The organism is Pseudomonas sp. RA_5y_Pfl1_P24, from assembly GCF_963970945.1.
Taxonomy (GTDB): domain Bacteria; phylum Pseudomonadota; class Gammaproteobacteria; order Pseudomonadales; family Pseudomonadaceae; genus Aquipseudomonas; species Aquipseudomonas tritici.
The window spans coordinates 13,352-26,949 of the sequence record NZ_CAXAOJ010000008.1 but is presented as its reverse complement, the minus strand read 5'-3'; the positions used below and the strand labels follow the sequence as shown (position 1 = coordinate 26,949).

At 60.9% G+C, this 13,598-nt stretch carries 17 protein-coding genes; 5 read left to right on the top strand and 12 right to left on the bottom strand.

Going from position 1 to position 13,598, the window contains the following annotated elements; translation table 11 throughout:
- Positions 1-53 precede the first annotated feature (53 nt).
- Positions 54-746: a tellurite resistance TerB family protein gene (locus AACY30_RS14825; RefSeq protein WP_339540555.1), complete on the top strand. Its 693-nt coding sequence runs from the start codon at positions 54-56 to the stop codon at positions 744-746.
- A gap of 76 nt (positions 747-822) precedes the next feature.
- On the opposite strand, the gene AACY30_RS14820 is transcribed toward AACY30_RS14825, so the two are convergent.
- The 4 genes from AACY30_RS14820 to AACY30_RS14805 all read right to left on the bottom strand — a co-directional run bounded on the left by AACY30_RS14820 (position 823) and on the right by AACY30_RS14805 (position 3,651).
- Positions 823-1,434, bottom strand: a complete 612-nt coding sequence (locus tag AACY30_RS14820; RefSeq protein ID WP_339540554.1) for a LysE family transporter — start codon at positions 1,432-1,434, stop codon at positions 823-825.
- Positions 1,435-1,507: 73 nt separating this feature from the next.
- The gene (locus AACY30_RS14815) at positions 1,508-1,978 is read right to left on the bottom strand and encodes an arsenate reductase ArsC (protein ID WP_339471983.1); all 471 of its coding nucleotides are present in this window, start codon (positions 1,976-1,978) and stop codon (positions 1,508-1,510) included.
- Between the two features lie 13 nt (positions 1,979-1,991).
- Positions 1,992-3,275 carry an arsenic transporter gene (locus AACY30_RS14810; RefSeq protein ID WP_339471982.1) on the bottom strand — a complete coding sequence of 428 codons (1,284 nt, stop codon included), beginning with the start codon at positions 3,273-3,275 and terminating at the stop codon, positions 1,992-1,994.
- A 19-nt stretch (positions 3,276-3,294) separates the two neighbouring features.
- Positions 3,295-3,651 (bottom strand): metalloregulator ArsR/SmtB family transcription factor, encoded by a 357-nt coding sequence (locus tag AACY30_RS14805; RefSeq protein ID WP_339471981.1) that lies wholly within the window; start codon positions 3,649-3,651, stop codon positions 3,295-3,297.
- A gap of 177 nt (positions 3,652-3,828) precedes the next feature.
- Between AACY30_RS14805 and AACY30_RS14800 the strand changes: the two genes are divergently transcribed.
- The 3 genes from AACY30_RS14800 (at position 3,829) to AACY30_RS14790 (ending at position 5,119) form a co-directional block, all read left to right on the top strand.
- Positions 3,829-4,044 carry a hypothetical protein gene (locus tag AACY30_RS14800; protein WP_025856028.1) on the top strand — a complete coding sequence of 72 codons (216 nt, stop codon included), beginning with the start codon at positions 3,829-3,831 and terminating at the stop codon, positions 4,042-4,044.
- A 71-nt stretch (positions 4,045-4,115) separates the two neighbouring features.
- Positions 4,116-4,811 (top strand): AzlC family ABC transporter permease, encoded by a 696-nt coding sequence (locus AACY30_RS14795; RefSeq protein ID WP_339471980.1) that lies wholly within the window; start codon positions 4,116-4,118, stop codon positions 4,809-4,811.
- Positions 4,808-5,119, top strand: coding sequence for an AzlD domain-containing protein (locus AACY30_RS14790; RefSeq protein WP_339416217.1), 312 nt, complete (start codon positions 4,808-4,810; stop codon positions 5,117-5,119). Before AACY30_RS14795 ends, AACY30_RS14790 begins: the two co-directional genes overlap by 4 nt.
- Positions 5,120-5,271: 152 nt before the next feature.
- On the opposite strand, the gene AACY30_RS14785 is transcribed toward AACY30_RS14790, so the two are convergent.
- On the bottom strand, positions 5,272-5,487 hold the full coding sequence (locus AACY30_RS14785) for a hypothetical protein (protein ID WP_065873020.1): 216 nt from the start codon (positions 5,485-5,487) through the stop codon (positions 5,272-5,274).
- Between the two features lie 225 nt (positions 5,488-5,712).
- On the opposite strand from AACY30_RS14785, the gene AACY30_RS14780 reads away from it, so the two are divergent.
- Positions 5,713-6,066: a hypothetical protein gene (locus tag AACY30_RS14780; protein ID WP_339540553.1), complete on the top strand. Its 354-nt coding sequence runs from the start codon at positions 5,713-5,715 to the stop codon at positions 6,064-6,066.
- Positions 6,067-6,209: 143 nt separating this feature from the next.
- Here AACY30_RS14780 and AACY30_RS14775 read toward each other — a convergent pair whose 3' ends face one another.
- The 7 genes from AACY30_RS14775 to AACY30_RS14745 all read right to left on the bottom strand — a co-directional run bounded on the left by AACY30_RS14775 (position 6,210) and on the right by AACY30_RS14745 (position 13,549).
- On the bottom strand, positions 6,210-6,914 hold the full coding sequence (locus tag AACY30_RS14775) for a YoaK family protein (protein ID WP_339471978.1): 705 nt from the start codon (positions 6,912-6,914) through the stop codon (positions 6,210-6,212).
- 69 nt (positions 6,915-6,983) lie between these two features.
- Positions 6,984-8,606, bottom strand: coding sequence for an ABC-F family ATP-binding cassette domain-containing protein (locus AACY30_RS14770; RefSeq protein WP_339540552.1), 1,623 nt, complete (start codon positions 8,604-8,606; stop codon positions 6,984-6,986).
- Between the two features lie 124 nt (positions 8,607-8,730).
- The gene (locus AACY30_RS14765) at positions 8,731-9,768 is read right to left on the bottom strand and encodes a DNA topoisomerase IB (RefSeq protein WP_339540551.1); all 1,038 of its coding nucleotides are present in this window, start codon (positions 9,766-9,768) and stop codon (positions 8,731-8,733) included.
- 78 nt (positions 9,769-9,846) lie between these two features.
- Positions 9,847-10,926: a molybdenum ABC transporter ATP-binding protein gene (gene modC / locus AACY30_RS14760; RefSeq protein WP_339540550.1), complete on the bottom strand. Its 1,080-nt coding sequence runs from the start codon at positions 10,924-10,926 to the stop codon at positions 9,847-9,849.
- Between the two features lie 5 nt (positions 10,927-10,931).
- Entirely contained in the window at positions 10,932-11,612 is a 681-nt protein-coding gene (modB, locus tag AACY30_RS14755) for a molybdate ABC transporter permease subunit (protein WP_339416226.1), read from the bottom strand.
- Positions 11,613-12,371 carry a molybdate ABC transporter substrate-binding protein gene (modA, locus tag AACY30_RS14750; RefSeq protein WP_339540549.1) on the bottom strand — a complete coding sequence of 253 codons (759 nt, stop codon included), beginning with the start codon at positions 12,369-12,371 and terminating at the stop codon, positions 11,613-11,615. It lies immediately after the preceding gene.
- A gap of 119 nt (positions 12,372-12,490) precedes the next feature.
- Positions 12,491-13,549: an NAD(P)H-dependent flavin oxidoreductase gene (locus tag AACY30_RS14745; protein ID WP_339471973.1), complete on the bottom strand. Its 1,059-nt coding sequence runs from the start codon at positions 13,547-13,549 to the stop codon at positions 12,491-12,493.
- Positions 13,550-13,598: the final 49 nt, after the last annotated feature.

The following is a 13,598-nucleotide window of genomic DNA, read 5'->3' as shown; positions in this document are numbered from 1 at the left end:
GGGCCGGGCTATGGTTGTTAGACGCCAACGCTGCGCCCTGGGAGGGTGAGATCATGGACACCAGCGACTTACTGGAACAACTGCTGCGCGCCGGGCAAGGGGCCAGTGCCTCCTCGGGTGGCGGTTTGGGCGGACTGCTCGGCGGCTTATTGAAAGGCACTAGCACCGGCAATGCCTGGGCCGGTGCTGGTCTGGGTGGCTTGTTGGGTGGGCTTGGCGGCCTCCTGGGCGGTGCCGCTGGCGCGCGTCCAGCCCAGGGACGTGCTGGCGGGATGAACTACGCGGCACTGGCTTCCTTGGGCATGGCGGCGTTCCGGGCCTACCAAGCCTGGCAACGCCAGCAAGGCAGTGCTCCGCAGCAAGCCTTCCAGACGGTCGACCAGCTTGACGGTCCCGCAGCCGAAGCCCACAGCCATGCCGTTTTGTGTGCGTTGATCGCCGCCGCGAAAGCTGATGGCCACATCGATGAAAAAGAGCAGCAACTGATTTCCATTGAACTGGGCCGGCATACCGACGATTCGCAACTGCAAGCGTGGCTCGACGCTGAAGTCGCCAAGCCCCTGGACGCTGCGGATTTCGCCGAGTTCGCCAGCGACCCGGCAGTGGCGGCGGAGGTTTACCTGGCCAGTGTGATGCTGGTGGACGATCAGCAGGACGCCGAACGCAATTACCTGGACGACTTGGCAGGTCAACTGCAAATCGATCCGCAATTGCAGCTGCACTTGGAACAACAGGCCAAGGCCTGATTGGACGCTGACCTCCAGGTTTGCGAGAGTAGGCCCTCGATAAGGGCACCCACACCGATAACACGTTGCTATAACGTCACATCCCTTGCGCGGCCAGAATTGCCAGATAGATCAATACCACACCGCAAGCGCCATAACTGATGCGCTGCCCCAACGGTGATGCGTTCTTGCGCAGCACGTTGACCAGCGCTGCAATCAGAAAGCATGACAACACCGAAGCCAGCATGAACCCGGCGAAAAACATCAAGGTTTGCCCATGGCTGGGCGTGGCGCCGACGATGCCTGACAACGCGCTGCCCAGCGCGCCCCAGTAAACGATATTTTTCGGGTTGGCCAGGGAGATCGCTGCGCCGACCGCCAGCGCATTTTGCCGAGTGCTGGCGGGTGCGTCGTCTGATTCAGGCAGCGTCCAGGCATCGATCAGGCTGCGCACACCCAGCCAGGCGAGGTACAACGCACAGACTACCGTCAGTGGCACGCGCACTGCGTCATGCTGGATCAGCAGGGCGATCCCGGTCAGGCCGATCACCGCCCACACCGCGTCGCCCACCAGCGAGCCAAACTGCACCAGAAGGGCCGGCGTGAAGCCATGGAGCAAACCACGGCGCAGGGTCTCCGCCAGCACGGCGCCGGGAGAGAGGCAAAACACGAAACCGAATATCAGTGCGTAGAAAAAGATCGTCAGCATGCCCGCGTCCTTTCAGGAAAGTGCGAAAGCATACGCTGGCACCGGCAGGCGAATCCACATCGCTAAGCGATGCTCACATCAGCGCAATACGGTCGAACTCCGCTTTGATTTCAGCAGGGCTAAGGCAATCAAAAGGCACGGCGAAAAACGCCCTGCAGCGTTTGGCGATAATGTCCAGGGTTGTGTTGAAGGCCGCCTGGATGTCTGCGTCGTTGCCCTTTACATCAGATGGATCTTCCAACCCCCAATGCGCCTTCACTGCCGGCCCGAAATACAGCGGGCACGCTTCACCGGCAGCCTTGTCGCACACGGTGATGACCACGTCTGGCGGGCTGCCTTCGAAAGCGTCATTGCCTTTGCTGTACAGCCCTTCAGTGCTGATACCCGCCGCCTGCAGTGTACTGAGGCTGCGCGGCAGGACCTCGCCCTTGGGAAAGCTGCCGGAACTGATCGCCGCAAAACCTTGCGGCGCCAAGTGGTTGAACACAGCTTCGGACAAAATGCTGCGGCAGCTATTGGCGGTACACATGAACAGGACTTTCATTGGGGTATCTCCTTCAAAGGCTCAGGCGCAAGGCGAGGGCGGCGAGCGTGATCAACAGCACCGGCAGCGTGAGTACGATCCCGACCTTGAAGTAGTAGCCCCAGGTGATGGTGATGCCCTTGCGCGCCAGGATGTGCAGCCACAGCAAGGTGGCCAGGCTGCCAATCGGGGTGATTTTAGGGCCCAGGTCGCTGCCGATCACGTTGGCGTAGATCATTGCGTCCTTGACCACGCCCACGGCATGGCTGGATTCGATGGACAGCGCCCCGATCAACACCGTCGGCAAGTTGTTCATCGCCGAGGACAGCAGCGCCGTCAGCACTCCCGTGCCCATCGCCGCGCCCCACACGCCGTAAGTGGCGAACGTATCGAGCCAGGTCGCCAGGTAGGTGGTGAGGCCGGCGTTTCGCATGCCGTAGACCACCAGGTACATTCCCAAGGAAAAGATCACGATTTGCCACGGCGCTTCCTTCAGCACTTTGCGCGTGGAGATCGTGTGGCCCTTGGCGGCGATGACCAGTAAAAGCACGGCGCAGACGGCGGAAATCGCGCTGATGGGAATGCCCAGCGGCTCCAGGGCAAAGCAACCGACCAACAGGATGCCCAACACCCACCAGCCGGCGCGGAAGGTGGCGCGGTCGTGGACAGCACTGGCGGGGTCTTCAAGGTCGGCCGGGTCGTAGGTCTGCGGAATGTCGCGGCGAAAGAACCACAGCAGCACCGCCAGCGTCGCCGCGACGCTGACGAAGTTCACCGGCACCATCACCGCGGCGTATTCGTTGAAGCCGATCTTGAAGTAATCCGCCGAGACGATATTCACCAGGTTCGAGACCACCAGTGGCAAGCTGGCCGTGTCGGCGATAAACCCTGCGCCCATGACAAAGGCCAGGGTCGCCGCCGGGGAAAAGCGCAGGGCCAACAGCATCGACATCACGATCGGCGTGAGGATGAGCGCCGCGCCGTCATTGGCAAACAGCGCCGAGACCAATGCGCCGAGCAACACCATATAGGCAAATAAACGCCGGCCGCGCCCACGCCCCCAGCGCGCTACATGCAGGGCCGCCCAGGCAAAGAACCCGGCTTCGTCGAGCAGCAGGCTGATGATGATCAGTGCGACAAAGGTCCCTGTGGCATTCCAGATGATGTGCCACACCACCGGGATATCCGCCAGGCTGACCACGCCAGAGGCCAGGGCCAGAATGGCGCCCAGGGTTGCGCTCCAGCCGACGCCCAGGCCCTTGGGTTGCCAGATGACCAATACGATGGTGAAGATAAAAATCGCAAGTGCGACAAGCATGAATGAACGCTCCGAGGATTCAGCAGCAGGTGTTGGTCCGTTGTGGTCTGTCGCCCATTGCATTCAGACGCTGTGCGTCGTTGTGCAACCAGGGCTGGTTGGCTTGCAGGGTGGTGTGCAGCACGTCAGTCACCCAATCGGGTAATGCCGGGTTGATGCGGTAGTAGATCCATTGGCCTTGGCGACGGTCCAGCAGCAACCCGCCACTGCGCAATTGCGCCAGGTGGCGGGAGATTTTTGGCTGGCTGTCGTCCAAGGCATGGATCAGTTCGCACACGCAAAGTTCGCCTTCACGCAGGATCAATAACGTCAGGCGTGCCCGGGTGGCATCGGCCAGGCATTTGAACAAGGTGGGTGGGGAGAGGGTGTCTGGCATGGCCCAGGTCTTGGTATATGGGGTTATTCGAATATACGTATTTCCATATATGTCGGTCAAACGCTGTTTCAATTGATATGGATCAAATGCCTTGAAAACCGCCACAAGTGTTTGAAATTAAAATGAAACATGAATGTCCTAAAGTGCCTGCCCATTGCTGATGAAGGAATAACCCGCGTGACCCGTGCCACTCGCAACCTGCGCAAGACCCTGGATTCCGTCGCGGAAAATAACGAAACCGCGGCCTTCGACCTGATGCGTGCCGTCGAAAAGCTCGGCGATGAAGTGTTGCGCCAGCGTTTGCTCAACACCATTCACCGGCTTAACCAGGACGCCCACGAACTGCGCGAAGCGCGCGATTCGGTGGAGCAGGTGTCGGTAAGGCTCGCCTGAGCAAGATCGTTCAAGACAATCCCCTTGTTGCGCTGGCATGCTTGTCGACTGTCTGTCGATGAGCCGTTTCCATGCCCACTGCCTTACCTCATTACGCTTTCGCTCGCGGCGCCATCGCCGTCATTCCCTTGTCCCTGGCCTGTGCGCCGTGGGGACTGCTGGCCGGTTCGATGGCCATTGATGCACAGTTCACCCCGTTGCAAGCCCAAGGTTTGTCCGCCATCGTGTTTGCCGGGGCCGCGCAACTGGTCGCCATCGGTATGGTCAAGAGTGGCGCCAGCCTGATTTCCATCGTGCTGACCACCTTGCTGCTGACGTCCCAGCATTTGCTGTACGGCATGCATGTACGCCCGATCCTGTCGCCCCTCAAGACGCGTTGGCGCATGAGCCTGGGCTTTCTGTTGACCGACGAATTCTTCGCACTGGTCAGCCATTTTGACCGCGAGACCTTCAACCGCTGGTACGCCCTGGGCGTCGGCCTGACGTTCTATATCATCTGGAACCTGTTCACACTGGCCGGTATCGTGCTCGGCAAAAGCATTCCCGGCCTTGATCAACTGGGGCTGGAGTTTTCCATCGCCGCCACGTTTATCGCGTTGATTACGCCGGTGGTGCGTGACATCCCCACGGTGGTCTGCGTGGCCGTGTCGTTGCTGTTTTCGGTGTGGTTGAGCTTTATGCATTGGGAGTCGGCCGTGGTGGTGTCCGGGGTGTTGGGCATGAGCGCGGGGTATGCCTGCAAACGACTGGGGGTAGGGCAGAGATGATCTACATCATGATTGTGGCCATGGGCCTGGTGGTATTTCTCAACCGTTACCTGTTTATCGAGCCGCGCCTGCCGGTGCGCCTCAACCGTGGCGCGCGGGAGTTTCTCGGGTTCGCCGTGCCAGGCATGCTCACGGCGATTTGCGGGCCGATCATTTTCCTGGCCGACCATCAACTCAACCTCAGCCCGGCCAACCCTTACCTGCTGGCGGGGCTCAGCGCGGTGGCGTTGATGTTCTGGACGCGCAATGTGTTGATCACCGTCCTGTTGAGCATGGCGTTGTTTTACCTATTGCGCTGGTTGCTTTGACACCCGGACGAAAAAAAGCCCGCGGGAGGGCGGGCAGAAGGGAGGTTTCTAAAAATGAGCGTGGCCAATATAGGCAGCCCCGGCGCCCTTCACAGTGAAACTAAATTCATGCTGCACACAGCAAGGCAGCCCGATTGGGCTGCCCAGGCACATCAGCTTTTTGCGTTGAGCTTGCGCAGTTCTTCATAGGTGGCCGACTGGACGAACCAGAAGCCGGAAATGATGCACCACGTCAAAGTACCGCCCACCAATACCGCCAGGCCCGACAAAAAGCTTGCGCTGAACATCGTCACCAAACCCATCAGCCAGACGAAGGCCAGTGCGATGTAGAGAACGGAGTTGTTGACGCTGATGACGAAATCTTTCATGACGCTTCCTTGTTGAGGGTATCCCGTTGATCTCCTCAGTGAGATCAACCGCGGCATCATAATGCCATGTGTCAGTAGGCGCCACCTTCAAGCACCCAGTCAGCTGGGCGTGCTCTCGCCCTTGAGGATGCAGCGAATCCACTTATAGGCGCCTGCGTGACGTAATAGTCCTTGGGTGTCGCCTGCTAATGGTAGAGTCGCGTTTTTTTCCAACGGAGCAATGGCATGCACAAGGTGGTAATTGGCGCACTGGTACTGGCAGCCCTGGCCGGTTGTGCAGGTTCGAAGATGAAAGAGGCGCGCGCCGGCACGCCCTACAAAACCCTGGCTTCAGACAAGGCCACACTGCTGGTTGCCGAATGCGTGCAGTTCGGCTGGCAGGATGAAAGCGTGTTCGGCGTTGACGCCGGCGGCTTCAAGGAACCCATCGGTGCCGGCGGTTTTACCGTGTACACCACCGCCGGCGACTACTTTGTCGATGTGCAAAGCGCGGGTGCCGGTTCCACCATCAAGTACTACGCGGCAGAAGACAATATGCCGGCCAAGCGGCGTTTGGCCGCACTCGCGACTTGCCTGTAGTCCATTGCTTTAGTCGTTTTAGGAAATGGCTGGCACGACAGCTGCGAGGCATTGGATTATGATTCACCCGCTCGCCCGACATGATGGCTCTTTACCGGTACACGGACGTCGAGGCTTAAACGCCGGGCGAGCACCTTTTTTCCTCAGCGCGGCATGTAGCCAAGGTGCCAGCGCCGGGGAATCTTCAGCGACACCAGCCCCAGCACACCTGCCAAGACGCCGCTGACGAGCAGCGCCCTCAAGCCCATCTGCTGCTCCAGCACCGCGCCAATCACCGCCCCCACGAACATCCCGGCCCATGGAATCAGTTGCACGCGCCAGCCGCTGCGACGCTCCCCGAGCAGCCAGCGACCCAGCCCGCGACCAAACCGTGAAAGCGCGCCGGTGACGTAAGTCAGGCCCACCGGCAATCCGTTGACCTCTTCCACAGCGGCATTCAGCATGCCCATCGCGATGATCGCCGCCAGCAGCGCGGGCAACGTATCGGCGAAGGGCAGCATTGCAGCGCCGCACAACAAGCCGGCAATACACAACAGCAAAGGCAGTGCATGGCGGCGGCTCAGCCGGCTGACCAAGACGCCCAAGGCGTTACCGACGACAAAGGTCGCGACCAGCAACAGCAGCCGTCCGGTCAGGCCAAGATCCCCAGCGCTGATCGCCACCGCCAGGCGTGTGGTGTTTCCGCTCATGAACGACACAAAGTCACCGCTGGCCATGAAGCCGATGGCGTCAGTCATTCCCGCCAGCACCGACAGGCTGGCCACCAGCATCAGCCCGACCCGGCCACGCCAGCGCTGTCGATGGGCCAGTACAGCATTGGCGTTGGGCTTGCGCGGCGAAGGCAGCATAGGACCGGGTTCCTCGGTGAGATTATCCGGCCACTACCGTAGGGCGCTTTTAGGGCGCACGCAATGACCTCAGACACACTCAAGGCACCAGCCCGTAGGCTGCCAGGTGAAAAAATGGGTCGGCCTGATCGCTTGCACGAAATCCGCGTCATGGGACACCACCATCATCGCCCCCGTGAACCCTTGCAGCGCCTGTTCAAAAGCCATCACCGATTCCAAGTCCAAGTGGTTGGTCGGCTCGTCCAGCAACAACAGTTGCGCCGGCATTTCGCGCCACAAGGCAATCGCCATCGCGGCCTTCAAGCGTTCGCCGCCACTGAGTTGCCCGGCGGGTTGGGTCACGCGCAAGGTGTCCAGTTGCAGCAACGCCAGGTGCGTGCGCAATTCGGCTTCGGTCAGTGGCGTGTCGAGCAGGTTGAGCTGCTCGACGATGGAACGCTGGTCGTCCAGCAGCGCAAGAGGCTGGTCGATATAGGCACTCGGCACCTGCACGCTGCAGACGCCATTGACCGCTTGCCATTCACCCGCCAGCACCTTGAGTAACGTGGATTTGCCGCACCCGTTCGGCCCACGCACAGCGACGCGTACCGGGCCGGCAAGGTGCAGGTTGAGGCAGGTCGAGGGCAGCCATGGCAATTGCGCGTCGACCAACGCCAGCACCTGCCGGCCATTGGGCACCGCTGAGGCGGGCAATGCCAACAGCGTTGGCGTTTCGTCCAGTACCTTTTCGTAGGCCTGGCGCACCTGGGCATCCAACGCCTGTTTGTGTTGCCCATGCGCGCTGCGCACGCTGCTGAGGATTTCCGTGGCGGCGCCTTTCCAGCGCGCTTTGGTGAAACGGTCGACGTTGGCTGTTTGCGCCTGTTTGCGTGAGTGGGCGGCATTGCGTTGCAGGTTGTCATGGTCCTTTTGCAGGCGCCGCCGTTCGCGGCTGCGCGCCAGGCGTGCGTGTTCCAGTGCGGCGACGGCAGCCTGTTGCCCGGCATCGCGCTGAAGGCGATAAGCATCGTAGTTGCCGCCATACACTCGGACGCCGAGGGATGACAGCTCGATGATGCGGCCCATGGCGTTGAGCAATTGCCGATCATGGCTGACCACCACCAAGCCGCCACGCCAATCAGCGAGCACTCGCAGCAGCCAGGCACGGCCGTCGCTGTCGAGGTGGTTGGTGGGTTCGTCGAGCACCAGCAGGTGTGGCGCGGCCAACAGCGCTCCGATGACCGCGACGCGGGCCAACTGGCCGCCGCTGAGTTGGTCGACAGGGGTATCAACATTAAGCTGAGAAAGACCCGCCGCATCCAACGCGCTGCGCAAACGCTCGGCGAGGTTCCAGCGGTCGTCGATCAACGCCAGGTCGTCGTCCTGCGCGGCGCCTTGGGCCATGCGTTCGAGGGCTGCCAATGGCGCAGCGGTCCGGGTGAGATGAGCGACTGTTTCGCCCGGCGCCATCACGAAATTCTGCGCGACGTAAGCCACATCGGGCGGTCGATTCAGCGTGCCAGAGGAGGGCGACAGCTGCCCGGCGATCAACTTCGCCAGGACACTTTTGCCGCGGCCGTTACGCCCCACAATGCCGGTGGGCGTGTGATCGATGGACAGGTTCAGGTCGTCCAGCAAGGTTTCGCCATTGGCGAACTGAAAACACAGGTGTTGCAGGGAAACGAGGGCGGGCAGCCGGTTGACGTCAGTCATCAGCACCTCCAAAAAAATGTCGGACAGGCCAACAGGCGCGCCAGGCGCCCTGTTGCAGATACATTTTGGAAGGCTTAGTTGTTCACGTCGGCGCTCGTCCCGTGAGTCAGAAGGGAGGCAGAGCCTAACCCACCTTGCCCTTTTTCGGCAAATCCGCCGCCAGTTGCTCAAGGAACATCGCCAATGCCGCTTCTTCGGCCTTGAGCCCTTTACGCAGCCGTGGCTTGGGCAGCTTGGAGAGTTCGCCGAGGCTGAAATGATCCAGCACCGCAGGATGGATATAGCACTTGCGGCATACCGCCGGGGTGTTGCCCAACTGCTTGGCGACGTCCTTGACCATTGCCACCACGTGCCGTTTGGCATCGGACTCGGGCTGCCACTCCAATTCCCGCAACACCGCCAGCGCCATGGCGGTGCCCGCCCAGGTGCGGTAATCCTTGGCGGTGAAGTCCGCACCGGTGAGGCTGTGCAAGTATTCATTCACGTCCTGTGAGCTCACGGTGTGCCGCTCGCCGCTTTCGTCCAGGTACTGGAACAAGTTCTGCCCCGGCAATTCCAGGCAGCGCTTGACCACCGTCGCCAAGCGCCGATCTTTAACGCTGATCTGGTGTTCGACGCCGCTCTTGCCGCGAAACTGGAACTTGATCTCGCTGCCTTTCACATCCACATGGCGGGTACGCAGCGTGGTCAGCCCGTAGGATTTATTGTCCCGCGCATATTGAGTATTGCCGACGCGGATTAGCGTAGCGTCCAGCAGCATCACCACGGTGGCCAATACCTTTTCGCGGGTGAAGCCAGATTCGGCGATTTTTGCTTCCAGCTGTTTGCGCAATTTTGGCAGGGCGATGCCGAACTGCTGCAGCCGAGAGTACTTGTCGCTGTCACGCACCTCACGCCAGCGCGGATGGTAACGGTACTGCTTGCGCCCACGGGCGTCGCGGCCGGTGGCTTGCAGATGGCCGCGCGGGTCAGAACAGATCCACACATCGGTGTAGGCCGGCGGTACGGCCAGGGCGTTCAGGCGCTTGATCTCGTCGGGATCGCGGATGCGCTCACCCTTAGGGTCGAAGTACTGGAACTTGCCCCGCAGCGTCTTGCGGCGGATGCCGGGCTGGGTGTCGTCAACATAATGCAGGTCGCGGGGTAGCGCAGAGTCGGACATGGTGCGGGTTCCTTGGCAACAAATCAGGCCGGTATGTCTGATTGACCGCAGCCGTTTGCGGTCGTGCCAAAAGGTTACTTACGCCAACACAGCCACCGCCTTGATCTGCGCCCACAGTGTCTGGCCGGGGTGCAATTGCAACTGGTCGCGGGAGAACCGTGTGATACGCGCCAGCAACGGCGTGCCACCTGCGTCCAGGCGAACCAGCACATGTGCGCTGTTGTCCGCCGGAATTTCCTGGGTCACCGTCACCGGCAGGCGATTGAGGATGCTGCTGTGTTCTTCTGCCTGCAGGCTGAGGCTCACATCACGTGCCTGGACTTTGACGCGCAACGCTTTGCCCACGGCCAGCGGTGCATGGGCCACGCGCATGTGCAGGGCGCTGTCGGGCAGTTGCAGCGTGAGCAACTGATAATGTTCGTCGTAGGTACTGACCGTGCCGTTGATCACCACGCCAGCGTCGTCGCCCCGTGCCAGGGGCAGGTCGAGGCGCGCCAGGGTTTCGCCAATGGGGCCGCTGGCCAGGGCCTTGCCGTCGCTGAGCAAGACGATGTGATCGGCCAGGCGCGCGACTTCATCCTGAGCATGGCTGACATACAGCACCGGGATATCCAACTCGTCGTGCAGACGTTCGAGGTACGGCAGGATTTCACCTTTGCGCTGGCTGTCGAGGGCGGCCAGGGGCTCGTCCATCAACAGCAATTTCGGGCTGGTGAGCAAGGCGCGGGCGATACCGATGCGTTGGCGCTCACCGCCGGAAAGGTGCTGGGGGTTGCGGTCGAGCAGGTGGCCGATCGCCAATAACTCCGTGGCCTGGGCCATGTCCACACGGCATTGCTGGCGGGGAATGCGCTTGAGGCCGAACTCCAGGTTGGCCCGCACCGACAAATGCGCAAACAGGCTGGCCTCCTGAAACACGTAACCCAATGCACGCTTATGCGGTGGTACAAACACCCCGTTGCGGCTGTCTTGCCAGACCTCATCATTGACCTGGATGAAACCGTCTTCGGCGCGCTCCAGCCCGGCGATACAACGCAGGCAGGTGGTCTTGCCGGAACCGGAATGCCCGTAGAGCGCGGTCACGCCGCGACCTGGCAGGTGAAGGTCTACCTCAAGGGCAAAGCCCGAATACTTGAGTTGCAGGCGCACATCAATCATTGACATCAGCTCCAGCCCATCTTTGTTTTACGGCTGGAGTAGAGCGCCAGCAACACCAGGAAAGCGAACACCACCATGGAGCCGGCCAGCCAATGAGCCTGGGCATATTCCATGGCTTCGACATGGTCGTAGATTTGTACGGAAACCACCCGGGTTTTGTCCGGGATATTCCCGCCGATCATCAACACCACGCCGAATTCGCCGACGGTGTGCGCAAAACCCAGAATGGAAGCGGTGATAAATCCTGGTCGTGCCAAGGGCAGAATCACCGTGAAAAACGTATCCCAAGGATTGGCGCGCAAGGTCGCGGCCACTTCCAGCGGGCGCGTGCCAATGGCCGAGAAGGCGTTCTGCAAGGGCTGCACTACAAACGGCATGGAATAGATCACCGAACCGATGACCAGCCCAGCGAAGCTGAAGGTAAGGGTGCCCAGGCCCAGCCATTGCGTGAACTGGCCAAAGTAACCATTGGGGCCCATGGCCAACAGCAGGTAAAAACCAATCACCGTGGGTGGCAACACCAACGGCAAGGCGACGATGGCGCCGATGGGGCCGCGCCACCAGGAGCGGGTTCGCGATAACCACAAGGCAATGGGAGTGCCGATGATCAGCAGGATCACGGTGGTCAGTGACGCCAGCTGGACGGTCAGCCAGATAGCGGAAAAATCGGCACTCGAAAGCGGCATTTATTTGGCCAGCTCGTAACCATAGGACTTGATGACGGCAGCGGCTTTAGGCCCTTTGAGGTATTCAACCAGCGCCTTGGCAGCGGCGCTGTCTTTGCCCTTGTTGAGGATGACCGCGTCCTGTTTGATCGGGTCGTGCAGGGAGGCTGGAACGATCCACGCCGAACCGCTGGTGACTTTGCCGTCTTTATAGATCTGCGACAAGGCCACAAAGCCCAACTCGGCGTTGCCGGTGGACACGAACTGATAGGCCTGAGTGATGTTCTGGCCTTCAACGAGCTTGTCTCTGACCTGCTCGGTCAGCCCTTGCTTGGCCAACACTTGGGTGGCAGCGAGGCCGTAAGGTGCCGCTTTCGGGTTGGCAATCGACAGATGTTTGAACTGGTTTTTCTTCAGCACTTCACCTTTGGCATCGACATAACCGTCCTTCGCCGACCACAGGGCCAGGGTGCCGACGGCGTAGGTAAAGCGTGACCCCTTGACGGTATCGCCTTCGGTTTCGAGTTTTTGCGGGGTGGTGTCGTCGGCGCTCAGGAACACTTCGAACGGCGCGCCATTCTTGATCTGGGTGTAGAACTGGCCGGTGGCGCCGTAGGCAGCGACCAGTTTGTGGCCGGTGTCTTTTTCGAAGTCGGCGGCAATCGCCTGGATCGGTGCGGTGAAGTTGGCGGCCACGGCCACTTGGACTTCATCGGCATGCGCCGAACCAAAGGCGAGGGCTGCGACCAGAACGGCCAGGCGTGAGGCGTGAATCTTCATGAAGCAGCTCCTTTGAGGGTGTGCGGCCTGTTGTCGGTAGAAAGCTTAACCGCTATGTATCGGAATATATAGCGGTTGGCCAGTGCCGGTACAGTGCAAAGTTGCCACGGATGAGGGCTCTACTTGAGCTTGGCCAGGGCCTGCTCCGCCAGTTCGCGTGTCAGCTCATACGTGGTCGTGTCTTTGCCCAGGCGCAGTGCCTGACCGGACCACAGGTTGCTGAAGCCCGTTTCATCCTTGGCCTTGAGCGGCATCAGCGCACCGCCCGAGGTCGGGAACGCCGGAGCGGCCGGGTTGATCGCACCCAGCTCACGCATCACGCGGTTGACGATGCCGCGTGCCGGGCGGCCGGTAAACAGGTTGGTCAGTGCCGTTTCGCTGGCCTGGGCATGACGCAGCGCATGGTGGTGCGAAGCCGTGACGTTGGCTTCTGGGGTAAACAGGTACGCCGTACCGATCTGCACCGCCGAGGCGCCCAGGGCAAATGCTGCAACCATCCCACGTGCATCGCCGATCCCCCCGGCAGCAATCACCGGCACGCGGACGGCGTCGACGACTTGTGGCAACAGCGCGAACAGGCCGATCTGGGTGTTGAGGTCTTCGCTGAGAAACAAGCCGCGATGCCCGCCTGCTTCAATGCCCATGGCAATGATTGCATCGCAGCCATGTTGTTCCAGCCAGATAGCTTCCTCCACCGTGGTGGCCGAGGACAACACCTTGGCGCCGGTGGCTTTTACCCGATCCAGCAGGGACTTTTCCGGCAGGCCAAAGTGAAAACTGACGACCTCGGGGCGGAATGCTTCGACCACCTGGCAGGCGGCGTCATTGAAGGGGGCACGGTTGGACACCGGTGTTGGCGCATCAAAGTCGGCCCCCAATTCGCGGTAGTAGGGTTCCAATAATTCTTTCCAGCGTCGATCGCGTGCGACGTCAGGTTCCGGGGGTTGATGGCAGAAGAAATTGACGTTGACAGGGCGCGGGCTGGCCTGGCGGATAGCGGTCAGCGCTTCGCGCAGTTGCTCGATACTCAGTGCGGCGGCCGGCAATGAACCTAGCGCGCCCGCATTATTGGCGGCGATCACCATGGCAGTGGTGGTGCCTACCGCCATTGGGGCCTGGATGATCGGCACTTCGATGCCCAGCAGGTCGAGAAGGCGGGTGTCTGGCCAGGTGCTCATGGGATGCGTCTCCAGCGTTAGTGAGGCTTTACGCTGTTTTAACAGGGCC